This window comes from Pseudomonadaceae bacterium SI-3, from assembly GCA_004010935.1.
Classification (GTDB): domain Bacteria; phylum Pseudomonadota; class Gammaproteobacteria; order Pseudomonadales; family Pseudomonadaceae; genus Stutzerimonas.
Genome location: CP026511.1, coordinates 3,831,722 through 3,857,294, shown reverse-complemented (window position 1 = coordinate 3,857,294; position 25,573 = coordinate 3,831,722). Strand labels below are relative to the sequence as shown.

The 25,573-nt window shown below is 62.6% G+C and carries 23 protein-coding genes; 8 read left to right on the top strand and 15 right to left on the bottom strand.

Annotated features, from left to right (window positions below):
- Positions 1-525 precede the first annotated feature (525 nt).
- A complete protein-coding gene (locus C1896_18035; GenBank protein ID AZZ46648.1) occupies positions 526-789 on the bottom strand; it encodes a hypothetical protein in 264 nt (87 codons plus the stop codon).
- Positions 790-934: 145 nt separating this feature from the next.
- Between C1896_18035 and C1896_18030 the strand changes: the two genes are divergently transcribed.
- Entirely contained in the window at positions 935-1,900 is a 966-nt protein-coding gene (locus C1896_18030; GenBank protein ID AZZ46647.1) for an integron integrase, read from the top strand.
- Between the two features lie 191 nt (positions 1,901-2,091).
- On the opposite strand, the gene C1896_18025 is transcribed toward C1896_18030, so the two are convergent.
- The 3 genes from C1896_18025 to C1896_18015 all read right to left on the bottom strand — a co-directional run bounded on the left by C1896_18025 (position 2,092) and on the right by C1896_18015 (position 6,134).
- The gene (locus C1896_18025) at positions 2,092-4,230 is read right to left on the bottom strand and encodes a TonB-dependent siderophore receptor (GenBank protein ID AZZ46646.1); all 2,139 of its coding nucleotides are present in this window, start codon (positions 4,228-4,230) and stop codon (positions 2,092-2,094) included.
- Between the two features lie 450 nt (positions 4,231-4,680).
- On the bottom strand, positions 4,681-5,199 hold the full coding sequence (locus tag C1896_18020; GenBank protein AZZ46645.1) for a hypothetical protein: 519 nt from the start codon (positions 5,197-5,199) through the stop codon (positions 4,681-4,683).
- Between the two features lie 104 nt (positions 5,200-5,303).
- The gene (locus C1896_18015) at positions 5,304-6,134 is read right to left on the bottom strand and encodes a hypothetical protein (GenBank protein ID AZZ46644.1); all 831 of its coding nucleotides are present in this window, start codon (positions 6,132-6,134) and stop codon (positions 5,304-5,306) included.
- A gap of 227 nt (positions 6,135-6,361) precedes the next feature.
- Between C1896_18015 and C1896_18010 the strand changes: the two genes are divergently transcribed.
- Entirely contained in the window at positions 6,362-7,774 is a 1,413-nt protein-coding gene (locus C1896_18010) for an alanine:cation symporter family protein (GenBank protein AZZ46643.1), read from the top strand.
- Between the two features lie 54 nt (positions 7,775-7,828).
- On the opposite strand, the gene C1896_18005 is transcribed toward C1896_18010, so the two are convergent.
- From C1896_18005 to C1896_17990, 4 genes are all read right to left on the bottom strand, one after another.
- Complete coding sequence (locus tag C1896_18005; protein AZZ46642.1) at positions 7,829-8,935, bottom strand: catalase; 1,107 nt, start codon at positions 8,933-8,935, stop codon at positions 7,829-7,831.
- A 168-nt stretch (positions 8,936-9,103) separates the two neighbouring features.
- A complete protein-coding gene (locus tag C1896_18000; protein ID AZZ46641.1) occupies positions 9,104-9,562 on the bottom strand; it encodes a DUF2214 domain-containing protein in 459 nt (152 codons plus the stop codon).
- Between the two features lie 18 nt (positions 9,563-9,580).
- Entirely contained in the window at positions 9,581-10,963 is a 1,383-nt protein-coding gene (locus C1896_17995) for an MATE family efflux transporter (protein ID AZZ46640.1), read from the bottom strand.
- 116 nt (positions 10,964-11,079) lie between these two features.
- Positions 11,080-11,373 (bottom strand): hypothetical protein, encoded by a 294-nt coding sequence (locus C1896_17990; protein AZZ46639.1) that lies wholly within the window; start codon positions 11,371-11,373, stop codon positions 11,080-11,082.
- 217 nt (positions 11,374-11,590) lie between these two features.
- Here C1896_17990 and C1896_17985 point away from each other — a divergent pair, with 217 nt between their 5' ends.
- Positions 11,591-12,526, top strand: a complete 936-nt coding sequence (locus C1896_17985) for a DNA-binding protein (protein AZZ46638.1) — start codon at positions 11,591-11,593, stop codon at positions 12,524-12,526.
- 11 nt (positions 12,527-12,537) lie between these two features.
- Here C1896_17985 and C1896_17980 read toward each other — a convergent pair whose 3' ends face one another.
- The 5 genes from C1896_17980 to C1896_17960 form a co-directional block, all read right to left on the bottom strand.
- A complete protein-coding gene (locus tag C1896_17980; GenBank protein AZZ46637.1) occupies positions 12,538-12,987 on the bottom strand; it encodes a hypothetical protein in 450 nt (149 codons plus the stop codon).
- 69 nt (positions 12,988-13,056) lie between these two features.
- Positions 13,057-13,617: a DUF4136 domain-containing protein gene (locus C1896_17975; GenBank protein AZZ46636.1), complete on the bottom strand. Its 561-nt coding sequence runs from the start codon at positions 13,615-13,617 to the stop codon at positions 13,057-13,059.
- A 30-nt stretch (positions 13,618-13,647) separates the two neighbouring features.
- On the bottom strand, positions 13,648-14,277 hold the full coding sequence (locus C1896_17970; protein ID AZZ46635.1) for a DUF4136 domain-containing protein: 630 nt from the start codon (positions 14,275-14,277) through the stop codon (positions 13,648-13,650).
- 18 nt (positions 14,278-14,295) lie between these two features.
- Positions 14,296-15,045, bottom strand: coding sequence for an SAM-dependent methyltransferase (locus C1896_17965; GenBank protein AZZ46634.1), 750 nt, complete (start codon positions 15,043-15,045; stop codon positions 14,296-14,298).
- Positions 15,042-15,347: a nucleotide pyrophosphohydrolase gene (locus tag C1896_17960; GenBank protein ID AZZ46633.1), complete on the bottom strand. Its 306-nt coding sequence runs from the start codon at positions 15,345-15,347 to the stop codon at positions 15,042-15,044. Before C1896_17960 ends, C1896_17965 begins: the two co-directional genes overlap by 4 nt.
- A gap of 94 nt (positions 15,348-15,441) precedes the next feature.
- Between C1896_17960 and C1896_17955 the strand changes: the two genes are divergently transcribed.
- Complete coding sequence (locus C1896_17955) at positions 15,442-15,633, top strand: hypothetical protein (protein ID AZZ46632.1); 192 nt, start codon at positions 15,442-15,444, stop codon at positions 15,631-15,633.
- Here the strand turns inward: C1896_17955 and C1896_17950 are convergent, their stop codons facing one another.
- On the bottom strand, positions 15,634-16,623 hold the full coding sequence (locus C1896_17950; GenBank protein ID AZZ46631.1) for a catabolite repressor/activator: 990 nt from the start codon (positions 16,621-16,623) through the stop codon (positions 15,634-15,636). It abuts the gene before it with no gap.
- 180 nt (positions 16,624-16,803) lie between these two features.
- On the opposite strand from C1896_17950, the gene ptsP reads away from it, so the two are divergent.
- The 4 genes from ptsP to C1896_17930 all read left to right on the top strand — a co-directional run bounded on the left by ptsP (position 16,804) and on the right by C1896_17930 (position 24,929).
- Positions 16,804-19,683: a phosphoenolpyruvate--protein phosphotransferase gene (gene ptsP, locus C1896_17945; protein ID AZZ46630.1), complete on the top strand. Its 2,880-nt coding sequence runs from the start codon at positions 16,804-16,806 to the stop codon at positions 19,681-19,683.
- Entirely contained in the window at positions 19,683-20,621 is a 939-nt protein-coding gene (gene pfkB / locus C1896_17940; protein AZZ46629.1) for a 1-phosphofructokinase, read from the top strand. Before ptsP ends, pfkB begins: the two co-directional genes overlap by 1 nt.
- Before the next feature lie 20 nt (positions 20,622-20,641).
- Positions 20,642-22,381 (top strand): PTS system fructose-like transporter subunit IIB, encoded by a 1,740-nt coding sequence (locus tag C1896_17935; GenBank protein AZZ46628.1) that lies wholly within the window; start codon positions 20,642-20,644, stop codon positions 22,379-22,381.
- Positions 22,382-22,517: 136 nt separating this feature from the next.
- Entirely contained in the window at positions 22,518-24,929 is a 2,412-nt protein-coding gene (locus C1896_17930) for a membrane-bound PQQ-dependent dehydrogenase, glucose/quinate/shikimate family (protein AZZ46627.1), read from the top strand.
- A 125-nt stretch (positions 24,930-25,054) separates the two neighbouring features.
- On the opposite strand, the gene C1896_17925 is transcribed toward C1896_17930, so the two are convergent.
- Entirely contained in the window at positions 25,055-25,363 is a 309-nt protein-coding gene (locus C1896_17925) for a hypothetical protein (GenBank protein ID AZZ47723.1), read from the bottom strand.
- Positions 25,364-25,573: the final 210 nt, after the last annotated feature.

The window sequence follows — 25,573 nt, the reverse complement described above, 5'->3', positions numbered from 1 at the left end:
CGTCCCAGTGAGCGAAGCGAACGATTTGAACCAATTGTTAGGTACTCGTTATCGCACGGAGCGCTTCGTTGAGTGCAGAAACTACTGTGGGTCGCATTTTTGGTGATTTCAATTTTGCTGGAAAACGACTTAGCCAGTGCCTATTCGGACCGAGAGTCGTTCCGCGGAGCGTTGATAAACGACGAGTTGTTGGCAGAGGATTCAATGACAAGATTCTGATGCACCCTGCAAGCTGCTCAGAGGAAGAGAAATACAAAACCGTACCTTGAATCTCAACGCATATGATTACAAAGCCCTTGTGAGGTACTGCCTTGGGTGCCTCAGGTAAAAATTTATTGGATTTAAACCATGGTTCGCCGTCTTGCTCAATGTGTACCCAAAACGCGAGCGGAGCATTTCGCCACGAATCAGCGTATTCGATCCAATACTCAGCATCGGCCATAAAGAGTACCTAACGTTTGGTTAAGGGGCGGGCTTTAGCCCGTCCCAGTGAGCGGAGCGAACGATTTGAACCACTAGTTAGAGCTATATTGCACGCTCTTTGTAGGCATATTTTTCTCTTTGCTCAGGGCGTATGACATTGTTAATCATGCTTGGGTGGCATGCCCCGAAGTTTACGAAATTTGCTCTTGCTTGGCGAATGGTGAGGCCATGGTTTGCTCCTGATTCTAAATCCGGTTCCTCAATACCAAAGTAATCATCTTCCCAAAAGCATACAGCGCATATTTCATAATCTTCACCTGCGGGTATGGTGAAGTAGTCGCAGCATGGGCATTGGCAAAGATTCATTGCATAGCTCTAACTATAATTAGACACCATTTGGTGTATAAGACGCCGGACGGGCGTGGTGTATAACATTCCTTGTCATCGCGGTGCTCCTTGTCTAGGCTGGGCGTTTCCGAAGGATGGTGACTGTATAAGGGAGTTATACACCATGGATGGAAGGCCGCGATTGCTCGATCAGGTGAGGGACCAGATCCGGCTGAAACACTACTCGATCAGAACTGAACGTGTCTATTGCGAGTGGGTGAAGCGCTATATCCGATTTCACAAATATCGACATCCGCTTGAAATGGGCGCAGCTGAAGTTGAGGCGTTTCTTTCGGATTTGGCTGTGCGCCGTGATGTATCCGCTTCGACGCAGAATCAGGCGCTTGCTGCGTTGTTGTTTCTTTATAAGCAAGTACTCAAGCAGGAGCTACCCTGGCTTGGCGAAGTGGTACGTGCAAAAAAGCCCGCTCGGTTGCCGGTGGTGCTCTCTATCGACGAAGTGCAAAGGATTCTCAGCCAACTGGATGGCGACGTCGGGTTGATAGCACGACTGTTATATGGTGGCGGCCTGCGGTTGATGGAAGGGGTGCGGCTCAGGGTCAAGGACGTCGATTTCTCGCGCAACGAAATCATCATCCGTGACGGTAAAGGGCAGAAGGATCGCGTCACCGTCATGCCGGCAAGCCTTGTGCTGCCGCTTAAGCAGCACATCACTCTTGTACGGGCTATTCATCAGAGCGAGGTCGTTGCAGGGCGGGGTGATGTCTACTTGCCTGACGCCTTAGCTCGTAAATATCCCAACGCGCCATGGGAATGGGCTTGGCAGTACGTGTTCCCTGCGGCAGGCCTGTCGGTGGGCCCACGCAGTGGCTCAGTGCGTCGTCATCATCTGGATGAAAAACGGGTGCAAAGGGCTTTCAAACGCGCAGTAGCGCAATCCGGTATAGCCAAGTTGGCGACCCCGCATACGTTGCGGCATAGCTTCGCAACTCATCTGTTGGAAAGCGGACAAGATATTCGCACTGTGCAGGAGTTGTTGGGCCATGCAGACGTGAAGACAACCATGATCTACACCCACGTACTAAACCGGGGCGGCTTGGCGGTTTTGAGTCCGTTGGATCGTTTGTAAGTTTGCGGTATGCGCAGGGGGATGCGCTGGTCCGGCTATAGACCGCCAGGTACGGTCGCGAAAGGCCGAACCGCCTAGGATCGCTAGGACGGGCCCGTGTGATCGTTGTAAAAGAATGAGCTGTAACGGTGGGTAATACCGCGCCCTGGGCGATGGCAAGCCATCAACCTAGGGCATTGCACCAATAGGCGCTAGATCTCGATTGATACCCCAGCCTGCAGGGTGCGTGGGGCGCCCGGGTAGGCCCAGATGTTCCAGGCGCGCTCTTCGTATTCCTCGTCGAAGACGTTGTCGAGGTTGAGGTTGAGGCGAATGCGGTCGGTGAGCGGGTAGTAGGCCAGCAGATCGACCACGGTGTAGGCGCCCATGTCGTAGGCAGTGTTCGAGGTGCTGCCCTTGCGTGAACTGACGTACTTCACGCCAACCCCAAGGCCCAGCCCGTCCAGCGCACCGTTGTCGAACTCGTAGGTGTCGAGCAGGTTGAAGCTGTGCTCTGGCACGTTGGCCAGGCGGCTGCCCACCGGCACGGCGGCGCTGTTGCTTTCAGTGACTTCAGCGTCAACGTAGGCATAGCCGCCAATCACGCGCCATTGCGGGGTGATATTGCCGGCAACGCTGAGGTCGAAGCCGCGGCTGCGGACCTCGCCTGCAGCCACCTGGAAGGCCTGGGAGCCAACGTTTGCCGGGTCAGCCGTCAGCACGTTTTCCTTGGTGATGTGGAACAGCGCGGCCGTCACGCTCAGGTTGTGTTCCGGCAGGTCGTACTTGATGCCAGTCTCGTAGGCGACGCCTTCTTCCGGGTCGAACGCCTGGCTGCTGCGGTCGGCGCCACGGTTGGGCTTGAATGAGCGGGAAGCGTTGGCGTAGACGGCCAGTGCTTCGGTCAGGTCGTAGATTGCACCGATGCGCGGCGAGACGGCGTTATGCGCCTGATCCCAACTGCCGGCAGCTGACAGCTTGTTGGTGTAATTCTGCTCGAAGCGTTCCAGGCGCGCACCCAGCTGCAGGGTGAAACGGTCGGTCAGCTCAACCTGATCCTGCATATAGAAGGCATAGGACTTCAGGTCTTCGTCGTCCCAGTAGTTGGGGCCGAGAATGGGGGGCAGCGGCTGGCCATAGACCGGCTCGTACATGTCGATCGGGAAGGAGCCTACGCCACCTGCGGAACGGTCGATGCGGGAGTTGTAGTTAAAGTCGTCGTACTCGATGCCGGTCAGCAGTGTATGCATGAAGCCCAGAGCGCTGAAGCGGCCTTCGAGGTTGGCCTGAATGGCCGTATCGTTCCATTCCAGCCGTCGTTCGCTGTAATTGCGCCCCACGGTGCGGCCGTCAGCGGCCAGGCCATTGTTCTCCACGGCGCCACCCTCAAGGCTGCCGTCGAGGTATTGCACGCCGCCGCGCAGCGTCCATTGGTCATCGAGCAGATGCTCGATTCGCAGCTGGGTCATGGCGTTTTCGTTCGTGAACTTGCCGGCGCTTTCTTCCCCGAGGAAGCGATCACGGGGCAGCTGGCCTTGCTGGCCGGCGTAGCGCGTCACGCCGCGGTCGAGCGGGTGACGGTTGTGGAGATAGTCACCTTCCAGAATGATCGCGGTGGCGTCGCTGAGGTCCCAGCGCAGCACTGGGGCAACGTTGTAGCGTTCGCTTTCGACATGGTCGCGAAAGCTGTCAGCGCCTTCGGCCACCAGGTTGAGGCGATAGGTGAATTCAGCCTGCTCGTCCAGTGCGCCGGTGGTGTCCAGCGTGCCGCGGCGCAGCCCCTCGGTATTGAATTGAGTGCCCAGCACGGTCCGCTGCTTGGCCTGCGGTTGCTTGCTGACAATGTTGAAGGTGCCGCCCGGGTCGCCACGGCCATACAGCATTGAAGCCGGGCCACGCAGGACCTCGATTCGTTCGATAGTGGCGGCGTCCGGCATGTTGGGGTAGCCACGGTTGATGGCGAAGCCGTTGCGGTAGAACTCCTGGGAGCTGAAGCCGCGTACCAGGAATTCGGTCAGGCCCTGGCCGCCGAAGTTGTTGCCGCGCTCGACGCCGCCGGCATAGTCCAGCGCATCCTCGAGACGGGTGGCACCGATGTCTTCTACCACCTGCCCAGGGACGACGCTGATCGACTGCGGGATTTCATGGATGGGCGTGTCGGTACGCGTTGCGCTAGCCGAGCGCGTAGCGCGATAGCCGTCCACCGGGCCGTCGGCGCGTTCGGCTTGCGAGCCGGTGATCTCCATTTGTTCGAGGGCGATGGGGGCCCCGGTAGATCCCGTTTGTTCGGCAGCGTAGGCGGTGGCGGCGAGCGCCTGTAGCGACAGCACAGGCACGAGAAGTCGACGCATTGCGGCAGTTCCTTTTTGAAGGCTTCGAGCAGAGGGGCGCAGATGCTATAGATGTTGATAACTATTATCAATTGAGTCTTTTAGCTGGATGCCTAATCGGGTCGGTTTGGCGTTATCGAGAGCCATTGCCGTGCCGTTCAACCCGGCAATGTTGCTGAGCAGGTCTTGTCGACACGGACAATAAGGGAGCCGGTAGGGAAGCGAGCGAACCCGACTGACTCGGATGATTAACAGAGCGCGGGCAAGTCGGCATGCTGCGCGGACAGGACGAGCAGCCCAGATATCAGCGAGCCACGTTGCGCGTCGAATGACGCGAGTTCGGCAGCCTACGAGGGAGGGCCAGAGGGCGCTCGGTCAATCAGCCTTGTGTTATCGAGGCTTCCCCCGGGCGCCGATTTGCCGTGAGGATGCGCCACTCATACCCGGCGTATCGCAATGGCCATACTCGAATCAGCGATCCCGGCTGGCACCCTCGCGGGACCGAGTCGAGTCGGTTGGCGTTTCGGTGCCGGTCATCGTCGACGATTCGGTATCGGGTTGGGTGTCGTCAGTAGGCTCGGCTCCAGGCTCGCTGGACGGTACGACTGTTGGCGTTCCGATGCTTTGCGAGGCGCCACGGCAGGTCAGCTCGGCGAAAGGCTGGTCCGGCGAGTACTCGCCTGGCACCCGCTCTACCCGCTGAGTGTTGGGGCTCACGGTGAAAACGGGCGGGGCGGAGGTATCGGCACGTGCATCCTCGGGCACGTGGAATTCGCAGGTCACGGTGTCACCGGTATTGTTCCTCACCTTCACCGCGCGTATTCCAACCAGCTCGCCACCCGCCTCGGTGGTCGAGGTCGGCACGCCCATGGCGCTGACTTCGATATCCAGGCCGTTCAGGTGGGTGATCACTTCGGGCTTGGGTGTCTGGGCAAGCGCAACAGGTGCGCAAAGGGCTAAGCCTAGTGTCGTGAGCAGTGCCTTGGTCATGGGAACCTCCTTGAGTCGATGACTGCTTAGAAGGGCTCGAGGGGTGAGGGTTCGGTCTGCTCTCCGATTTGCTTGACCGTTGCTTCGCAACCAGCGTGTGAGCGCTACTTCTGCGGCTTCAGATTGCGCGCATAAAGCGCTTTCCCGCCCGTGGAGGTGGTGCCTCTGGCCTCCAGCTCGAAGCGTTTGGAGTGCGATTTGATCAGGTCGCTGAGTTTCTTGAAGCCATACAGACGCGGGTCGAAGGCGGGACGCAGTTTGCTGATGTTGGAGCCAAGCTCGCCGAGGTGCACCCAGTCATCCTCGTCATCGGCAATGTCGCTAAGAACCTTGGCGATGAACTCCACCGGCGCTTTTTGCGCTTTGACCTGGCCGCCTTTCTCGGCGGTTTTGGCCTCGTCTTCGGGCTTTTCTGCAGGCTCCAGTGCGGGCGTCTTGTCCCCATTGCTTGGGGGTTCCTGTGAGGTCTTGGGTGCGTCGGCGCGAAGAATTTCGGTGTAGATGAACTTGTCGCAGGCTGAAACGAAGGGCGATGGAGTTTTTTGTTCGCCAAAGCCGTAGACGGTCAGGCCTTCTTCGCGGATTCGTGCGGCCAGACGCGTGAAGTCGCTGTCGCTCGAGACCAGGCAGAAGCCGTCGAAGCGACGCGTGTAGAGCAGGTCCATCGCGTCGATGATCAACGAGCTATCGGTGGCGTTCTTGCCGGAGGTGTAGGCGAACTGCTGAATCGGTTGGATCGAATAGTCGAGCAGCACCTTCTTCCAGCTGCCGAGGTTGGGCTTGGTCCAGTCGCCGTAGATGCGCTTGACGCTGGCGACGCCGTATTTGGCGATTTCCTCGAACAGGCCTTCGACAATCGCGGCGGGGGCGTTATCGGCGTCGATAAGAACTGCAAGATGGATCTGCTGACGGGTGTTGCTGGGCTTGGCGGCCATGATTCGTCCCTGGATGAATATGTGTCGACCATAACGCCAGTTGCAACCGGGGACCAGGGCAGTGCGGGGCAATCTGGATGACAGGCTTTGCCGTTCCGATTGAACCCTCGCGGGCGAGTCGGTTCCGACCTTGCGTCCAGGCTGCTCGAAGCGCTCTGGCTGGTGCTGCCCAGCGTAGCGACTAGAGTAAGCCGTACCCCTTACGTTTCTCACGAAAAGGCGCCTTCATGACTCCCATCGTCGACTTTCTTAACACCATCTTCTGGGGCTACGTTCTTATTTATGGGCTGCTTGCGGTGGGTGTGTTCTTCACCATCCGCCTGGGCTTCCTGCAGTTTCTGCATTTTGGCGAGATGGTTCGGGCTATCAGAGGCGCGCGGCAAAGCGATTCGTCAGGTATCTCCCCATTCCAGGCGTTGTGTACCAGCCTCGCGTCGCGGGTCGGCACCGGCAACCTGGCCGGGGTAGCCGTTGCGCTTTACCTGGGCGGTGCCGGGGCAATCTTCTGGATGTGGATGGTGGCGCTGGTGGGCATGGCCACGGCCTATGCGGAAAGCTCACTCGCGCAGTTGTACAAGGTGCGCGACGGGGAGGGCCAGTACCGGGGCGGCCCGGCGTTCTACATTGCCAAGGGCTTGAAGGCCCCGTGGGCCGGCGGAGTGTTCTCCGTCGCGCTGATCATCTCGTTCGGGCTGGTGTTCAACGCGGTGCAGGCCAACTCCATCGCCGATGCCATGGAGGGCGCGTTTGGCGTCCCGAAACTCTGGGTTGGCATTGCTATCGCCATCCTCGCCGGGCTGGTGATCTTCGGCGGGCTACGCTCCATCGCGCGCTTCGCCGAACTCGTGGTGCCGCTGATGGCGGGCCTGTATGTGCTGATGGCACTGATCGTGTTGCTGATGAACATCACCGAGGTGCCAGGCGTGCTGATGACCATCGTCCGCAGCGCCTTTGGCCTCGAAGAAGCCGCCGGTGGTGTCGCCGGCTCGGTGACCGCGGCGATGCTCAATGGCATCAAGCGCGGCTTGTTCTCCAACGAGGCAGGCATGGGCTCGGCGCCCAACGTGGCGGCGACGGCGACCCCAGCGCCGCATCATCCGTCATCCCAGGGGCTGGTGCAGGCGATGGGCGTGTTCATCGACACCATCGTCATCTGCACCGCGACCGCGGTGATGATTCTTCTGTCGGGCGTTCTGGAGCCCGGTTCGGGTGTGACCGGCACGCAGCTCACTCAGCAGGCGATGGAAAGCCACATCGGCGTGGCAGGGACCTACTTCATCGCCATCGCCATTCTGTTTTTTGCCTTTACCTCGATTGTCGCCAACTACGCCTATGCGGAAAACGCGCTGATCTTCCTGGGTGCCGGTAACAAACTCGGGCTGACTCTGCTGCGCCTGGCGGCATTGGGAATGGTGATCTGGGGCGCTTACGAGGCAGTCACGACCGTGTTCAACGCGGCGGATGCGTCCATGGGGCTGATGGCGACGATCAACCTGATCGCAATCACGCTGCTCTCCGGCACGGTGGTGAAGCTGACCAAGGACTATATGGCACAGATCAAGGCGGGCGAGGTGCCGACGTTCAAGGCCGCGGACTACCCGGAACTGAAAGCCAAGATCAACAACAATATCTGGCGCTGATGTGAAAACGCCCCGGCAGTCATGCCGGGGCGTCGTGCCTTACAGATCGGTGGATCAGCTCGGTAGCCGGTCCAGTGTTTTTGGCTCATGCATCGGGCAGCCGTTGTGACGAGCGCGGAACTCGGATGACATCTCATAGGCCGGCTTGCGCGAGCGCATGATGCCGCCGAGCGGTCGATGGGCCGCCAGTCCATGCCAGGGGCTGAAGGACATCTGGTCATCCACCACCGCTGCGCGGGCTTCGCTCCAGGCCGATTGCGGCTGGACGTTGATCCGCGCAACCGTGACGTAAGGACTGGCATCTTCCGGCCAGACCACGCTGGCGTCCTCGATGGGCATCTTCTCGATGTCGGTGGCCAGCTGCACACGTAGCTCCCAGGTCCCGCCATGCTGAGCGAAATGGTCGTTTATCGCCTCGCGCAACCCGTTCGGCTTGTCCTTGAGGTTGACGTTCTGATCGGTCAGCGCCGTCAATTCCGGCGAAACGGGCAACACCGAGAGCTTGGCGAAGTAGCGGCCATAGAGCAGCGGAACCACGCTGTAATAGGTCTCCCCGAGCAGGTTGGTGGTGGGATGACCGCCCATGCCCTTGAGCGTCGCACTTTCGCCGCCGGCCTTTTCCACCAGACTCTCGGCACCGCGCAATGCGGCCGATAGCGCCTGCTTGGCGCGGGGCGCTCGGTCGGTAGTCTTGGCGATCAACTTCACCGACTTGAGAAAGTCCTTGGGTGTCGGCGCCAGGAACGCCGGCGCGTTGACCATGACGAAATCCTGGGTGACCTGGTCGTCCGCATTCGGTAGGCGTTCGCCTTCAACGCCGATGAGCTTGATCGCCAGCCCGCGCGGAGTGGAAACCTTGTCATCGAGGATGTCGCCCGGATTGGTCGAATAACGCATCACCACCGGCATCTTCCCTGGCTTCGCAAAAGCCCCCTGGGCCAGTTCTGGCGGCAGGTCAGGCAGGATTTCGATTTCGCCCTGCAGCAGGCCGTGGCTCTTGGCGTGCACGCTGCGAACGGCATGGCCGCTGTCGGCAAAGGTCGTCTCGGTGATCTCGCGCATGGCCTGGATCAGGCCGGAGATGGTCTCGGCTTCGTCGTCTGGCACCTGCTCGAAAGCGGGATCGAAGGGTAGGGGCGTTACGGTCAGGCGATCGGTCATCGGCTCGGCTCCGTCTGGTGATGCGGACTTATGGACTGCTGCGCCGCGGTCTGTAGTCGACAATCGAGGTCTGGAATCGTTTTCGAAGAGCGTGCAAGCCGTTGTGGATGGGCTTCGCGCAGGATCAGTCCACAAGCCTGGATTGCCCAGGCCCAGGAGCGCGCCGTTTTACTGCGGAATTACACCAAGCCCTCGCGCCATCAGTGCCGCCAGCAGAGGAAGCAGCAGCAGGGCGAGCAGTTCGATGCGGATCACTGTCTTCACCCAGCGCCCAGTGGTTGGACTGATCGATGGGACCTGGCCCGCCTTCAGCGCCGGACGCCATTTCAGAAAGGTCACGGTCGGATAGATCGACAACAGGGCAACGATGACGAACAACCCGACCTTGGCGTGGAAGAAGCTGTTGTTGAGGTAATAGTCCAGCCCCTTGCCATAGCGCATCGCGCGCGCTGCGCCGGTGACCAGGACGAACCCGGCGGCGATGCCGAAGGCCAGATCAACGCGAAACAGGCTGCGGGCGCGTTTGAAATTCAGCGGCAGGCGGAACAGCTGGTGCTCGAGCACCAGCAGGGAGAAGAGCAGGAAGATCGCCACGAAGTGCAGGTAGGCGGCGACGGCATAGGCCATTTTCTGAAGGTCCTTTGGTTAGGGTTGCTGCGGTGTGGCGGTGACAGCTGCCGCCGCATGGGTCGAGGCGAACCATTGCCCCTGGCGTTGCAGCCGCCTGGCGATGCTGCCTAAGCAGACGCCGCGCAGGAGCATGAAGGCGAGAAAGGCCAGCCACAAGCCGTGATTGCCCATCCCGCGTAACAGCCAGCCCAATGGTAGCGAAATCAGAACGGCAAGCAGCATGGCGTTTCGCATTTCCCGCGCACGGGTGGCGCCGATGAACAAACCGTCCAGCAGATAGCTCCAGACGGCGACCAGGGGCAGCGCGGCGAGATAGGGCAAATAGACGGCGGCGGTTTCGCGCACCGAAGGAATGTCGGTCTGCAGGCTGACGAACAGCTCACCGCCCAGCAGGAAGAACAGCCCGAAGGCTAAACTCGCCAGCAATGACCAGCCCCCGGCAACAGTCAGAATCCGGCGCAGCTCGGTGCGGCTCTGGGCGCCGATCGCATGCCCGCTCAATGCTTCGACCGCGTGGGCGAGACCGTCGAGTGCATGCGCCGTTAGCATCAAACCGTTCAGCAGCAAGGCATTGGCCGCTACCGTGGCGTCGCCCAGCCGCGTCCCTTGGACCGTGACCAGGAAGAACACCAGCTGCAGCGCCAGCGAGCGAAGAAAAATGTCGCGGTTGACGGACATCAGCGGGCGCCAACTGGCCCACAGGCGCAGCGTCTGGCGGTCCAGGCGTCCGGCGTAACGCAACAGCGCGCCTCGGGTCAGCGCAAGGCCGACCAGCACACCGCTCCATTCGGCAATGACCGAGGCGCGGGCTGCGCCGGCCACGCCCCACTCCAGACCGATGACGAACCATAGATCCAGCGCAACGTTGATCAGATTTGTCGTCAACAGAATCGCCAATGGCGCGCGCGCATTCTGGGTGCCGAGAAACCAGCCAATCAGCGCCATGCTCGCCAGCGCGGCGGGCAGGCCGAACAGGCGGGTATGAAAATAGGCTTGGGTGAGCGCGTCGAGTTCGGCAGAGGGCTGCATAAGCTGCAGCGCGTAACCTTTCAGCGGCATCGCAAACAGGCTCAACAGCAGCGCAAAGCCCAGCGCCAATAGCAAGCCCTGCAGCAGCACCTGACGCAGCGCGCCGCCGTCCTGACGTCCGGCGGCCTGAGCAGCAAAGCCGGTAGTGCCCATGCGCAGAAAACCCATCACCCAGACCAGTAGGCTATAGAGGCTGCCGCCTACCGCAACCGACGCGAGCTGATGCGCGTGCGGCAGGTGGCCGATCACCGCGCTGTCGACCAACGCCACCAGTGGCACGGAGAGGTTGGACAGAATCATCGGCGCAGCCAGCGCCCAGACCCGTTTATGAGTGGGGGCGTGCTGCCAGGCGGTCAATAACCGTGACATGAAGGGCTCCAAAACAGCCGGGCATGATACGTCGCGATGGTCAGGAGCGCAGCCGAGCGATGGCGCTGGTGCCATGCTCGGCCGGGTTGTCGGAGGAGTAGGGCGCTACGAATGGCTCAGTGGATCAGCCAGCTCAGCAGCCAGAGCCCGAGGAACAGATAGATCACCCCAGCGATGATCGAGCGGCGGAAGAACGCGCGAAACGCGCCGACCAGCAACATCAGGCCGATGGCCAGTGCAATGAGGCTGATCAGTGAACGATCCATGCCGAGGGTCCGCGACAGGCCCTCGAGAAAGTTGGCGCCGGCATCGGCGAACAGCCCGAAAAAGCCGCTGAGCGCATCGACGATGTAACGAATCACGGTGCCGAGCGCCTGGCCCAACCATTCGAAAAAGCTTTCCACCTGCATGCTGCACTCCTGACAAACGATCCGCGGCCGCAAGCGCAGCCGTTCCCTGGTCCATTGGGCTGCCAATCCGTCTGGCAGTTCCCGGCGTTGCGATTGAACCGCAGCCACGGCGATGGGTCAGTAGCAGGCTGATCGTCGCCATCGCGTGCACCGTCACGCAAATGCAACCCTTCGCGATCAGGCTATCTCGCCAGTAGCGGCCCAACGAGAAAAGACGATGCCGATTGTTACCAGTACCCGCCCGCGTTGGTTACCCGAGGTTCGCCCGCAGGTCTGGGCGTTGGGAATGCTGGCTGCAGGTCTGCTGCACACAGCTGCCACCTTTCACCTCGATGAGCGGGTGTTCTATTCGCTGCAATCGGCTTGGCAGGAGAGCAGTCTCCAGACCCGCAGCCTCTGGTTGCCCGAGTACCAGGTGCGTGTCGAGGCTAAGCCGGTGGCGACCGTAGGTAACAACCTTTCCGGCTTGACCTTCGATGAGCAACGCAATCAGCTCTGGGCCGTGGTGAACAACCCGGAGGAGCTCGTCGCGATGGATCTCAATGGTGAATTCATCGCTCGCTATCCCTTGAAGGGGTTCATCGACGTCGAGGCCGTTACCTACCTGGGCGACAACCTGCTGGCAGTTGCCGAGGAGCGCAGCCAAACGATCGTGATCCTCCCGGTTCCCTCGCAGCCCGGTGAGCTGGTGCGTGAGGATTACGCGGCAGTCTCGCTGTCCATGGGCGCATCGGACAACTCGGGTTTCGAGGGGTTGGGCTACGACCGCGCGGGCGATCGACTGTTTGCGGTGAAAGAACACTCACCACGCAAGCTCTATGAGATCCAAGGCATCAAGGCCAGCCTCAGCGGACAACTGAACCTCAAGGTCATTGATCGTGAGGCATGGATCGAGGACAAGGACATGGCCAGCGACCTTGCCTCGGTGCACTTCGACGAGCGCACCGGTCATCTGGTACTGCTCAGCGATGAAGCGAAAATGATGCTCGAGCTCGATGGTGAGGGCGAGCTGGTCAGCTTCCGCTCGTTGTGGAGTGGCTTTGCCGGTCTCGACAAGAGCGTGCCTCAGGCCGAAGGCATGACCTTTGACGAGCGTGGCGATCTGTATCTGGTCAGCGAACCCAATCTGTTCTACGCCTTCGAGCGCAAGTAGCCGAACCTGGGTCAGCCGCGGCGGATCATCCAGACGCCTGCGAAAATCAGCAGCAACCCCCCTAGCTTGCCCAGGCTGATCGACGCCTGGCGAAAGCCCGCCCAGCCGAAGTGATCGAGCAGCAGCGCCATCCCCAGCTGGCCGGCCAATACCAAGGCCATGAACAGCAGCGCACCGATACGCGGGCCGGCGAAGGCGGCGGTCGCAATGAAGAACATTCCCAGCAATCCGGCACACCAGTGATACCAGTTCAGGCCCCGCAGTGCCTGGATGCCCGGCATGTCCCGCTGGAACAGCACCACGCAGATCAGCGCCACGGTGCCCACTGCGAAGGACAACATCGCGGCGCTCATGACGCTGCCAAAGTGCTTGGCCACCTGCCCGTTGATGCCAGCCTGTAGCGGCAGGAAAGCCCCGGCGATAAAAGGCAGAACGAGAAGCCACCAGGCTGCGACGGGCATGCAGATTTCCTCCAGAGCAAAAGAAAGCCCGCCGAGGCGGCGGGCGTTGTTCAGAGCGAGCCGACAATGCTAGCGCGGCGGATATTGCGAGAGAACCTTATTGACGGTTTCACGAAACATCCCGGCCCGCTCCTGAGGGCTCCCCGGGTCGTCGCGCAGAACCTGTTCGGCACTGCCGCGCCAGACCAGTTTGCCGTCGTCAGCGTCATACATATCCAGCTGTAGGGTGCCGACCTGATAGTGAATGGTACGGGTGTCAGTCATCACCGGCCCGCCCCAAAACCCATGCCATGGGCCGCCCCAGCCACTGATCGATGAGGTGGTGTATTGCTGGCTGCGCTCATCGACGAGAAACCAGGCCTGCACCAAGAGATCCGGTTGTGCGCCTGACTGGGCCTGGCGCAGGCCGCGTTGGTCCAGCTGCTCGCTGACGGCGCTGCGGATGCGTTGCTCGGTCAGGTCGCTTTTGATGCGGGGATCGTCTGGTCGGTACTGCAGGGCGGGCTCTTTCCAGCTCCAGGTCCGATAGGCGGAAAAATCACGCTGCGGGTCGAAATCGCGTTGCACCTGGGTACTCTGACAGGCGGCCAGCATCAGCAGCAGAGGCAGCATCAGCAATGAACGGAACATCGGGGTTCTCCTTGCGTTAAGTGCGTGGGCTCAGCGCGGTGGGTAATCAGCAAGCGCGCGGTTCACGGCGGCTCGTGCGGCGTCCTTGCGCTCGGCCTGATCACCGCCACTGCGGGCCTCGGCGCGATTGCTCCACACGGTCTGGCCGGAGGCGCTGTCGATCATCTCGATGCGCACCGTCATCACTTCCTCTTCATAGTTGCGTACCACCGGGGTGCTGCCGCCAATGCCGTAGCCTGTGTTGTAGCCCGGGCCGTAGCCACCATAGCGACCGGCACCGACGCCCACTCGGGGCCCGTAATCATCGTAGACCTGGCGCACGCGCGTCTCCATCTGCGCGCTGGCGCTGATCTGCACGTCGCCCTTGGCGCCCGTTGGCGCAGGCCGCAAGCCGCGTTGGTCGAGCGCGCCGGAGATCATTTCCTGCAGCTCCTCGGTGCCCAGCGAAGCTGTGCCCGCCGGTGGGTTGCGCCAGCTCCAGTTCTGGTAGCTGGAAAAATCCTGCGGTGCTGCCGGGTAAGTCGGCGACTGGATACGTTCGATAGGCGGGGCAGGAGGGATCGGCGCGGACTCGTTGGTGTACGGGTTGCTGCTCTGGCAAGCCGCGAGGCTCAAGCCGAGCAGCGAACAGAGCAGGGGCAGTGCAGGGCGGATCGACATCGGTACCTCCCGGTCGGCTCAAAGCGGCCGACATAACCAGTGCAGGTAACGCCCGAGGCCGGCGAAGCTGGGATGGCGGCGGTAGGCCAGTTCCATCTCGATGAGGTCGGCAGGCTCGGTACGGGCCTGGAAATCGGCGGGCATGTAGTCATGGAAGACGCGCACGCCACTGGTTGTTTCGACCCGCCAGTGCGGCGCGAGTTGCGCAGCCAGCTCGCGTGGGTCGAGCGGCTGTTGCGGTGTCAGACTCTGGCGCTCGCCGGCATAGGTCTGACTGCGCAGCTTCTTGAAATGGCCTTTGAGCAGGTTGCGGTAGATCAGCGCGTCGCGGTTATAGAAGGCCAGCGAGAGCCAGCCGTCCTCGGCAACCAGGCGATGCAGCACCGGCAGGATCGCCTGAGGCTCAGCCAGCCATTCCAGCACCGCATGGCAGATCACCAGATCGAACCGGCCCTCGACGTGGTTTTCGACGTCCTGCCAGGGTGCCTGGATGAACGTTGCGTTTCGACCGGCTTCGGCAAACTGCTTGCGGGCGCCTTCCAGCATGGGTTCGGCGGGTTCCGACAGCGTGACCTGATGGCCCTGCTGCGCCAGCCACAGGCTCATGTGGCCGAGGCCTGCACCGATGTCCAGGACTCGTAGCGGGCGCCCTGGCAGTATTTCAGTCAGGTCGGCCTGCAGCACGGCGAGTCGGATCGCGCCCTTGGCGCCGCCGTAGATTTTTTCGGCGAAGCGCGTCGCCAGCTCATCGAAATGCCGATCGCTCATCGGGCGAACCGCCGTTCGTTGTCGGCAAGCTTCGCCAGCAGCGACTGTTCCATGTCGATGCCCAGCTCGCTGCACATCAGCAGCAGGTACATGAGGATGTCGCCGACTTCCTGGCCCGCGTGTGCGAGCTTGTCGGCTGAGAGCTGGCGCGATTCGTCCTCAGTCTGCCATTGGAAGATTTCCACCAGCTCGGCCATTTCCACGCTGGCGGCCATGGCGAGGTTTTTCGGGCTGTGAAAGCGCTGCCAGTCGTTCTGGTCGCGGATCGCGTGCAGGCGTTGGGTGATCTGTTCGATGTTCATTTGGAAAAGCGGGCTCGTTGTTTTGAGTGTGTGCCGGAAGCAGGTGGCAACAGCTCGTTCGCGCCTGGCGCGGCAGGGTCTCGTAGGAGCGAGCTTGCTCGCGATCAGCTTCTTCAGGCTACGGCTGCACTTGGCTGGCGTGGCGGCTTTGATCGCCAGCAAGCTGGCTCCTACAAAATCGCTGCAACTCGTGCAGGTCGCGCCAGTCGAGCTTCCTCGCGAGTCCGGTCGCCAGATAGGCCGCAAGCTTCCTTCAGCTAAACAACGCCCGCAAGGGGCAGATTGATCAGAACCGGCGAATCTTCAGCTCACGCTCGACAGCGATGACGCCGGGGCGATAGTCGCCTTGCTCGGTGGCGCGGATAGCCTGCTCCAACGCCTGCTCGGCGATCTGCTCGTGCTGCTGGGAAATCGCATTGACCCGGATCGGCAGGAAATCCAGCAACTGCGCGTCACCAAAGGTTGCCAGCCGCAGGTGCTCCGGCCAGAGCAGATCGCGCTCGCGCAGCGCATCGAAGACACCTTCGAGCAACACGTAGGCGGTGGTGATGAGGGCATCGGGCAGCGGGCCGCGGTCGAGCAGGGCGAGCATCTGCTCGCGTCCGCAGGCGCGGCTGAACTGTTCGGCACGCAGAATGCTGACCTGCCCTGTGTGCTGCGACAGTGCCTGGCGAAAACCTTTCTCGCGCTGCTGACTGATGGGCAACGCGGGGCGCGCACTGATCATGGCGATATGCGCGGCGGCCGGCACTGCCAGCGAGCGGGTGAGCAGGGCGGCCGCTTCGCAGTCATCGCTCACCACCGAACAGAAGTGCCCGGCGTCGAGCGCACGGTCGAGGGCGATCACCGGCGTGCCAGCTGCCTGCACCTTGCGATAGCTCTGGTCGTCGGCGGATAGGCAGCTGGCGACGATCAACGCATCGCAACGGCGCGAGCGCAGCAGCTGGATGACCTGACGCTCGGTGTCCGGCTCGTCGTCGGTCCCGGCTATCAGCAGCTGATAGCCGCGCTGCCGCGCGCGCTGCTCGAGCAACTTGGCAAGGCGCGCGTAACTGGGGTTTTCCAGATCCGGCACGATGAAACCCAGCGTTCGCGACTGCCCGCGACGCAGGCCAGCGGCCTGCTGATCCAATTGAAAACCCTGCTGCTCGACTACCGCCATGACGCGCTCGACCGTGGCCGGGCTGATCCGCCGTTGAGCAGCCTTGCCGTTGAGCACGTAGCTGGCAGTGGTTACCGAAACGTTGGCGAGGCGGGCGATGTCGGTCAGTTTCAACAGAGGGTCCTGAGACGGGTGGTATGAACTCGGGCTTCTAGAATTACCCAATATTGCGTAATGTGCCAGCCTTAGGTGAAACGTTTCAGCAGTGTTTCGGTCTGAAGCGCCAGCCCAGGATTCGGGCAAAGCCGGCGCAACCGTCGGCCACAACAATCGCGAGCCCCGCAGGAGTTCTCCATGCTTGAGTTGAATGCACAGCACATCCACATGCATCAGGCCGCGGCGGACAAGCCAGCGGCGTTGGCTCTGCTGGGCGAGGTTCTGGTCGCCGACGGACTGGTCGCGCCGGGCTACCTCGACGGGCTGCGCGCGCGCGAAGCGCAGGGCTCGACCTTTCTCGGTCAGGGCCTTGCGATTCCGCATGGCACGCCGGAAACCCGCGATCAGGTGTTCACCACTGGCGTGCGGCTGCTGCATTTTCCGGCCGGCGTCGACTGGGGCAATGGTCAGCAGGTGTACCTTGCCATCGGCATCGCGGCGCGCTCGGATGAACATCTGCGGCTGCTGCAACTGCTGACCCGAGCGTTGGGCGAGGGCGATCTGAGCGAGGCGCTGCAGAAGGCCGAAAGCCCCGAAGCCATCATCGACCTGCTGCAGGGCGCGCCGCAGGCGTTGGCGCTGGACGGCGAACTGGTGGGCCTGGGCGTCGCCGCCGATGATTTCGACGAGTTGGCCTGGCAAGGCGTCAAACTGCTCAAGCGTGCCCAATGCGTGGAGCCAGGCTTCAATGCCAGCCTGCCGATGAGCCAGGCGTTGCCGCTGGGCGATGGCCTCTGGTGGCTCAGTAGCGAGCAGTCGGTGCAAAGCCCGGGGCTCGCGTTCGTCACGCCAACCTCGAACCTTGAGCATCTGGGCCAGCCGCTGAATGGCCTGTTCGTGCTGGCCAGCCTGGGCGAAGCGCATCAGGCCATGCTTGAGCGCCTGTGCAACCTGTTGATCGAAGGGCGCGGCCAGGAGCTGAGCCAGGCGACTTCCAGCCGCGTGGTGCTCGAAGCGCTGGGCGGCGAGGTACCGGCAGATTGGCCCAGCGCTCAGGTGCCGCTGGCCAACGCCCATGGGTTGCATGCGCGCCCGGCCAAGGCGCTGACCGAAGTGGCTCAAGCTTTCGATGGCGAGATTCGCGTGCGCCTGGCCGGCAGCGAGAGCGCCGGGGTGTCGGTCAAGAGCCTGAGCAAATTGCTGGCGATGGGGGCGCATCGTGGTCAGGTGCTGGAGTTCATTGCCGAGCCTTCCATCGCCGACGATGCACTGCCGGCGCTGGTGCGCGCGGTGGAAGAAGGGCTGGGCGAAGAGGTCGAGCCCTTGCCGGCAGCTGGGGAGACGGAGCAACCCGTCATCGCAACGCAACCCGATGAGTCGGCCATCGAGCAGGCGGCTCTGCGCCCGGGCGATCAGGTAAACGGCATTGCTGCTTCGCCGGGCATCGCCATCGGTCCGGTGCTGGTGCGCAAGCCGCAGGTGATCGACTACCCCAAGCGCGGCGAATCGCTAGCGGCGGAGTTGCAACGTCTGGATGCTGCGCTGGACAAGGTCCATGCCGAAATCGGCACGCTGATCGAGGCAAGCCAGGTCGTCAGCATTCGCGACATCTTCACCACTCACCAGGCCATGCTCCGTGATCCGGCGCTGCGCGAAGACGTGCAGGTGCGGCTGCAGAACGGGCTGAGCGCCGAAGCGGCCTGGATGGAAGAGATCGAGAGCGCGGCGCAGCAGCAGGAGGCACTTCACGACAAACTGCTGGCCGAGCGCGCCGCCGACCTGCGTGACGTGGGCCGCCGCGTGCTGGCCTGCCTGACCGGCGTCGAAGCCGAGCAGGCCCCGGACGAACCCTACATTCTGGTGATGGACGAAGTGGCGCCTTCAGACGTTGCCACGCTCAACGCCCAGCGCGTCGCCGGCATCCTCACCGCGGGCGGTGGCGCTACATCCCACAGCGCCATCATTGCCCGGGCGCTGGGGATTCCGGCCATCGTCGGTGCAGGTCCTGGCGTGCTCGGGTTGGCGCCCAACACCCTGCTATTGCTCGACGGCGAGCGCGGCGAACTGCTGGTCGCCCCGACCGATGCGCAGCTGGAACAGGCCAGGCGCGAACGCGCGGCTCGCGAGGAGCGCAAGCGCCTGGCCGACGAGCGCCGCATGGAGCCGGCCATTACCCGCGACGGTCATCATGTCGAGATCGCCGCCAACATCGGCGCAGCCGGCGAAACCCCTGAGGCCGTGGCGATGGGTGCTGAAGGCATCGGTTTGCTGCGCACCGAACTGGTGTTCATGAACCATTCCCAGGCGCCGGACCAGGCGACCCAGGAGGCCGAGTACCGCCGCGTGCTGGAAGCCCTCGAAGGCCGGCCGCTGGTGGTTCGCACGCTCGACGTTGGTGGTGACAAGCCGCTGCCGTACTGGCCGATGCCCGCCGAGGAGAATCCCTTCCTCGGCGTGCGCGGGATTCGCCTGAGCCTGCAGCGACCGGACATCCTCGAAACCCAGCTACGCGCCTTGCTCGCCTCGGCCGATGGCCGCCCGCTGCGGATCATGTTCCCCATGGTCGGCAATATCGACGAGTGGCGCACCGCCAAAGCCATGGTCGACCGCCTGCGCGTTGAGCTGCCGGTGGCCGATCTGCAGGTGGGCATCATGATCGAGATACCGTCCGCCGCGCTGATCGCGCCGGTGCTGGCGCAGGAGGTCGACTTCTTCAGCATCGGCACCAACGACCTGACGCAATACACACTGGCCATCGACCGCGGCCATCCGACGCTTTCCGGTCAGGCGGACGGGCTGCATCCGGCGGTGTTGCGCCTGATCGGCATGACGGTCGAGGCGGCCCATGCCCATGGCAAGTGGGTCGGCGTGTGCGGCGAACTGGCCGCTGATGCGCTCGCCGTGCCGATGCTGGTGGGCCTGGGCGTCGATGAGCTGAGCGTCTCGGCGCGCAGCATTGCCCTGGTCAAGGCGCGGGTGCGCGAGGTGGATTTCGCTGCTTGCCAGCAGCTGGCCAAGCAGGCGCTGATGTTGCCGGGTGCCCATGAAGTACGCGCCTTCGTCGGGGAGCATTGCTGATGGCTCGCGTTCTGACCGTCACGCTGAACCCGGCGCTGGATCTGACCGTGCGGCTGCCATCGTTGCGCGTGGGCGAGGTCAATCGCAGTGAAAACCTGCAGGTCCATGCTGCCGGCAAAGGCCTCAACGTGGCGCAGGTGCTGGCCGATCTCGGCCATCAGCTGACCGTCACCGGTTTTCTCGGCGAGGGCAATCCGCAGGCCTTCGAGCAACTATTCGCCGCGCGTGGATTTGCCGACGAATTCGTCCGCGTGCCGGGCGATACCCGCAGCAACATCAAGCTCGCCGAAGCGGACGGGCAGGTCACCGACATCAACGGCCCGGGGCTCAAGGTGAGCGAGGCGCACTGCACGGAGCTGCTGACGCGGCTCGAACGGCTTGCACCGGCCCATGACCTCGTAGTGGTCGCGGGCAGTTTGCCGCGTGGCATCGACAGCCAGTGGTTCGTTCAGCTGTTGCAGGCGCTCAAGAGACTCGGCATGCGGGTGGCGCTGGATACCAGTGGTGCCGCGCTGCGCGACGGGCTGGCCGCCACGCCTTGGTTGATCAAACCCAACGAGGTAGAGCTGGCCGAGGCCCGAGGCATCGAGATCACCGAGTCGTCTGCTCTGGCAGCCGAAGCGCGACGACTGCAAGCCGAAGGCATCGAGCACGTGGTGGTCTCCCAGGGTGCCGGCGGCGTGAGCTGGTTCTCGCCCGGTGCCGGGCTGCACGCTTATCCGCCCAAGGTCCGGGTGGTCAGCACCGTTGGGGCGGGGGACTCGCTGCTGGCCGGCATGCTCCATGGGCTGCTCGAGGGCTGGCCAGCGGAACGCACACTCACTCACGCCACTGCCATCGCTGCTCAGGCGGTCGGGCAGGTCGGCTTCGGCATCACCGACACGGCGCAGCTGGCCGAACTCCAGGCCGCAGTGCGTCTCCAGCCGCTGAGCCAATAAATCGAACAAGAGGTGAAGGAATGAATCTTCTCATCGTCACGGCCTGCCCCAACGGAATGGTCACCAGCGTGCTGACGTCACGCCTGCTCGAAGCGGCTGCCCATCGTATGGGTTGGTCGACGGCCGTCGAAGTCCACGATCCCAAGGCCATCGGCTCACCGCTGACGCCCGCGCAGATAGCCAATGCGGATCTCGTCGTTGTTGTGAAAACGGGGCCGCTGTCGCTGCAACGCTTCGTCGGCAAACGCGTGGCGCAATCGACGCCGTCCGAAGCGCTGCTCGACCCCGAGGCCTTCCTGCGCAGCGCTGCCGAAACGGCGAGCGAGTTACAAGAGGCAGATGACGCCGAGGCTACCCCGACCAACGGCAAGCCCAAGCTGGTGGCCATTACCGCCTGCCCGACCGGGGTAGCGCATACCTTCATGGCCGCCGAAGCCTTGCAACAAGCCGCCATCCGCAAGGGTTACGACCTACAGGTGGAAACCCGCGGTTCGGTGGGTGCGCGCAACGTGCTCGAAGCACAGGCCATCGAAGAGGCCGATGTGGTGCTGCTGGCTGCGGACATCGAGGTGGATGTGGCTAGGTTCGCTGGCAAGCGGGTGTTTCGCTGCGGCACCGGTGTGGCCCTTAAACAACCCGACGCCACCCTTGATCGCGCGCTTGAAGAGGGTGCGGTACTCAGCGGTGGTGTGGCCGCCACGAGCGCAAGTGGTGAGCAGAAAGGTGAGAAGACTGGCGTCTACAAGCACCTGCTCACCGGCGTCTCCTACATGCTGCCGATGGTGGTGGCCGGTGGTTTGCTGATCGCGCTGTCGTTCGTATTCGGCATCGAGGCCTTCAAGGAGGAGGGAACGCTGGCTGCCGCCTTGATGAAGATCGGCGGCGAAACGGCTTTCCAGTTGATGGTGCCGCTGCTCGCGGGTTACATCGCCTATTCCATCGCCGACCGTCCGGGTCTAGCGCCGGGGATGATTGGTGGCCTGCTGGCGGGGACCCTGGGTGCGGGCTTTATCGGCGGCATCATTGCCGGCTTCGTGGCCGGTTATGCAGCCAAGGCGGTCAGCCGCTGGATTCCCTTGCCGGCCAGTATCGAATCGCTCAAGCCGATCTTGATCATTCCGCTGCTGGCGAGTCTGGTGACGGGACTGGTGATGATCTACGTCGTCGGCACGCCAGTAGCGAAGATGCTCGCCGGGCTCACCGAATTCCTCGACACCATGGGCACCTCCAACGCCATCCTGCTCGGGCTGTTGCTGGGCACCATGATGTGCGTCGACCTGGGCGGGCCGGTGAACAAGGCGGCGTATGCCTTTTCGGTGGGTTTGCTGGCATCGCAGAGCTACGCGCCGATGGCGGCGACCATGGCAGCGGGCATGGTGCCGCCCATCGGCATGGGCATCGCCACGTTGATCGCACGGCGCAAGTTCGCACAGACCGAGCGTGAAGCCGGCAAGGCGGCGCTGGTGCTGGGTTGCTGCTTCATCTCTGAAGGCGCGATTCCCTTCGCCGCCAAGGACCCGCTGAGAGTGATTCCGGCGAGTATCGCCGGCGGTGCGCTGACCGGTGCGCTGTCCATGGCCTTCGGCGCGAAGCTTCTGGCGCCGCATGGCGGGCTGTTCGTACTGCTGATTCCCAACGCCATCAATCACGCATTGCTTTATCTGCTGGCGATCCTGGCCGGCAGCCTGGTGACCGGGGTGGTTTACGCGGTGATCAAGCGGCCCGAGGCGCAGCCGCTTGCCGTTGGCGCTGCGGCCTGAGGTTCAACGCTGCAAGCGCTGAACTAAAGCCCTTCGCACCGTATCCACTGAGAGCCGGACGAAACTTTGTCACAGGAAGTTTCGCCGGCTTTTTGCTTTCCCTGTTTATAAATACGTCCCGCTTGGAGTGTGTTGCATGAGTATCGATTATGGGCCTCGGCCCTTGCGTATCACCCTGACCGTCGTGGTGGTGCTGGTGCTGGGTGTGCTGATGGCGGGCGGCGGTGCGTACCTGGCTGTGCTCGGCGGCTCCTGGTACTACCTGCTGGCCGGCATCGGTCTTCTGGTGGTGGCCGGCCTGCTGTTTGCCCGTCGCCGTGCGGCGATCTGGCTGTATGCAGCGCTGTTGCTGGCGACCCTGGCGTGGACCCTCTATGAGGTGCGCTTCGACTGGTGGCAGCTGGCGCCTCGGATCGACCTCTGGTGCATCCTCGGCCTCTGGCTGATCCTGCCCTTCGTCAATCGCTACGTGAGCGACCGTCTGGTCTGGCGCGACGGTGCCAGTGGCTTGCTCGGGCTCGGCCTGCTGGCCGGTGCGTTGATGGCGGGATACTCGTTGACCCAGGACTACCACTCGATCGACGGCCAGTTCAGCGACGTGCAGATGCAGGGGCTCGATCCGCAAGGGCAGGCCGGTCGCTCCAACAGCGAGTGGCCGTCTTACGGCGGATCAGAGCAGGGCGACCGGTATTCGACCGCAGATCTGATCACGCCCGAGAACGTGGGCACGCTGACGAAAGCCTGGGAATACCACACGGGTGATCTGCCGGGGCCAAACGATCCCGGCGAGTTCACCTACGAGGTCACCCCGCTCAAGGTCGGCAACAGCCTGTTCATCTGTACCCCCCACAGCATCGCCATCGCCCTGGACGCCGATACCGGCGAAGAGCGTTGGCGCTTTGACCCGAGCATCAACCGCGATGCCGAGTACTACCAGCACATGACGTGCCGCGGCCTGGCGTTTCACGACGGCACTCGCTATCCCTCGCCGGGTTCGACCAGCGGCCAGCCGGATCAATCGGCGGCGCGTTGCGAACGTCGCCTGTTCCTGCCGACCAACGATGCCACGCTGATCGCACTCGATGTGGAAGACGGCAAGCCCTGCGAAGACTTCGGCAACGCCGGTGTCGTGGACCTGAAGCTGCGCCTGGGTGAAGGGGCGCTCGGGGTCTACTTGCCCACCTCGCCGCCGGTGGTGACCGAAAAGCTGGTGATCATCGGCGGTTCGGTTACCGATAACGGCGCCGTGGATTCACCCGGCGGCGTGATTCGTGCCTACGACGTGAAAACTGGCCGCCTGGTCTGGAATTTCGATCCGGGCAACCCGGATGCCACGGAACCGTTGCCACCGGGTGAAACCTACGTGCGCAGCACGCCGAACTCCTGGACTGTGGCCACCGCTGACGAGGCGCTGGGCCTGGTCTACATCCCCTCCGGCAACCAGACCCCTGATCAGTGGGCAATCGATCGCTCGGCCCAGGCCGAGCGTCTCACCGACACCCTGATTGCGCTGGACCTGGAGACCGGCAAAGTCCGCTGGGAATTCCAGACCGTTCACCATGACCTTTGGGACCGCGACCTGCCCTCCCAGCCGACGCTGGTCGATATCGACCGGCCCGAAGGCAAGGTGCCGGCCATCATTCAGGCGACCAAGCGCGGCGATCTCTATGTGCTTGATCGGCGCACCGGTGAGCCCATCGTGCCGGTGACCGAGGTGCCTGTTCCGCAGGGCACCGATTACGGTGACTTCACCGCGCCCACTCAGCCGGTCTCGGCGTTAACCTACGCGCCGCAGGAGCCGCTGTACGAGAAGGACATGTGGGGCGGCACGCCGCTGGATCAGATGATGTGCCGCATCCAGTTCCGCAAGCTGCGCTATGAAGGCGACTTCACGCCGCCATCGGAAAAGGGCTCACTGATCTATCCGGGCAACGTCGGTACCTTCAACTGGCCGTCCGTGGCGGTCGATCCGAGTCGGCAGTTGCTGTTTGGCGCGCCGAACTACCTGGCGTTCGTCTCGAAGATGTACAAGCGCAGCGAGGTCGATCCCAATGAGCGCACCGGGGGCGGCGAAACCGGCCTGCAACCCAACCTTGGTGCGCCCTACATGGTCAGTCTGAAGCCACTGCTATCAGTGCTGGGCCTGCCTTGCCAGAGCCCGCCGTGGGGCTATGTCACCGCCGTGGACCTGCGCACCATGAAGAAGGTCTGGATGCATAAGAACGGCACCAGCCGCGACAGTGCGCCGCTGGGCATTCCTTTCCCGGTGGGCACACCAGCATTGGGCGGTCCGATCGTGACGGCAGGTGGCGTCGCCTTCATGAGCGGCACGCTGGACTACTACTTGCGCGCCTATGACCTGCAGACCGGAGAGGAACTTTGGAAAGGGCGGCTACCGGCGGGCGGCCAAGCCACACCGATGACCTACGTCTCGGAGCAGACCGGTAAGCAGTATGTGGTGCAGGTGGCCGGCGGGCACGGCTCGTTCGGCACGAAGATAGGCGACTCGGTGATCGCCTGGACGCTTGAGGAAGATGATGCGAACTAGACCGGTCGGGCATCGGGCCTAATGGTCAGCCCATCGCCTCTCGCAGTACGGAGGTGATGGGCTGGACAGGCTGCGATCCAATAGCAAAGCCATCGTACTCACCAACAGCCAGTACTAGCGGCCATTCAGCAGGGCCGCCCGGTGTAGTTGCGATTCTGGCTGGGCTCTACGCAGTGCTGTTCTGTGTGCTGTTCGAGACGTGGAGATTTGTCCCGCAGGCTGGACGTGAGGCTGTCCAAAAACTTCATGGCCTGTGCCTGGTCGTCGAAGCGCCGCGCCCCATTCAACGAACCGGTATAGCTACCGTTACTGGCGGCATAGCACTCCTGATTGTTGGAGCAGCTCAGGCCAACGACCCAGTACGGGCTGTTGATCAGCACACCTGCCTGAGCAGAGGACGTGATGAAGGCAAAGACGAACAGAAAACGCTTCATGGTGTAACCCCTGGCCTTGATACCGCGAACATAACCGATCGCCGAAGCGCTGAGTGTGGGCGGCATCTCGATCGTTGAACTCGTCTGCTCTTAACGATTTTCACAAAGTCGCGCAACGGCGGCGATCTGCAGTAAAGCCGATTTATTGACGACCGTTCGTCCGGGCGTCACGGTTCTGTCAAGCGGCTCGCTTAAACCCTTCTTCCAGCA

Excerpts from the sequence above, each read along its gene's own strand:
- C1896_17930 (AZZ46627.1), top strand. The coding sequence starts at position 22,518 with ATGAGTATCGATTATGGGCCTCGGCCCTTGCGTATCACCCTGACCGTC.
- ptsP (AZZ46630.1), top strand. The coding sequence starts at position 16,804 with ATGCTTGAGTTGAATGCACAGCACATCCACATGCATCAGGCCGCGGCG.
- C1896_17995 (AZZ46640.1), bottom strand. The coding sequence starts at position 10,963 with ATGTCACGGTTATTGACCGCCTGGCAGCACGCCCCCACTCATAAACGG.
- C1896_17985 (AZZ46638.1), top strand. The coding sequence starts at position 11,591 with ATGCCGATTGTTACCAGTACCCGCCCGCGTTGGTTACCCGAGGTTCGC.
- C1896_18005 (AZZ46642.1), bottom strand. The coding sequence starts at position 8,935 with ATGACCGATCGCCTGACCGTAACGCCCCTACCCTTCGATCCCGCTTTC.
- C1896_17960 (AZZ46633.1), bottom strand. The coding sequence starts at position 15,347 with ATGAACATCGAACAGATCACCCAACGCCTGCACGCGATCCGCGACCAG.
- C1896_17925 (AZZ47723.1), bottom strand. The coding sequence starts at position 25,363 with ATGAAGCGTTTTCTGTTCGTCTTTGCCTTCATCACGTCCTCTGCTCAG.
- C1896_18035 (AZZ46648.1), bottom strand. The coding sequence starts at position 789 with ATGAATCTTTGCCAATGCCCATGCTGCGACTACTTCACCATACCCGCA.
- C1896_18025 (AZZ46646.1), bottom strand. The coding sequence starts at position 4,230 with ATGCGTCGACTTCTCGTGCCTGTGCTGTCGCTACAGGCGCTCGCCGCC.
- C1896_18015 (AZZ46644.1), bottom strand. The coding sequence starts at position 6,134 with ATGGCCGCCAAGCCCAGCAACACCCGTCAGCAGATCCATCTTGCAGTT.
- C1896_18020 (AZZ46645.1), bottom strand. The coding sequence starts at position 5,199 with ATGACCAAGGCACTGCTCACGACACTAGGCTTAGCCCTTTGCGCACCT.
- C1896_18000 (AZZ46641.1), bottom strand. The coding sequence starts at position 9,562 with ATGGCCTATGCCGTCGCCGCCTACCTGCACTTCGTGGCGATCTTCCTG.
- C1896_18030 (AZZ46647.1), top strand. The coding sequence starts at position 935 with ATGGATGGAAGGCCGCGATTGCTCGATCAGGTGAGGGACCAGATCCGG.
- C1896_17935 (AZZ46628.1), top strand. The coding sequence starts at position 20,642 with ATGAATCTTCTCATCGTCACGGCCTGCCCCAACGGAATGGTCACCAGC.
- C1896_17975 (AZZ46636.1), bottom strand. The coding sequence starts at position 13,617 with ATGTTCCGTTCATTGCTGATGCTGCCTCTGCTGCTGATGCTGGCCGCC.
- C1896_17990 (AZZ46639.1), bottom strand. The coding sequence starts at position 11,373 with ATGCAGGTGGAAAGCTTTTTCGAATGGTTGGGCCAGGCGCTCGGCACC.
- C1896_17970 (AZZ46635.1), bottom strand. The coding sequence starts at position 14,277 with ATGTCGATCCGCCCTGCACTGCCCCTGCTCTGTTCGCTGCTCGGCTTG.
- C1896_17980 (AZZ46637.1), bottom strand. The coding sequence starts at position 12,987 with ATGCCCGTCGCAGCCTGGTGGCTTCTCGTTCTGCCTTTTATCGCCGGG.
- pfkB (AZZ46629.1), top strand. The coding sequence starts at position 19,683 with ATGGCTCGCGTTCTGACCGTCACGCTGAACCCGGCGCTGGATCTGACC.
- C1896_17965 (AZZ46634.1), bottom strand. The coding sequence starts at position 15,045 with ATGAGCGATCGGCATTTCGATGAGCTGGCGACGCGCTTCGCCGAAAAA.
- C1896_18010 (AZZ46643.1), top strand. The coding sequence starts at position 6,362 with ATGACTCCCATCGTCGACTTTCTTAACACCATCTTCTGGGGCTACGTT.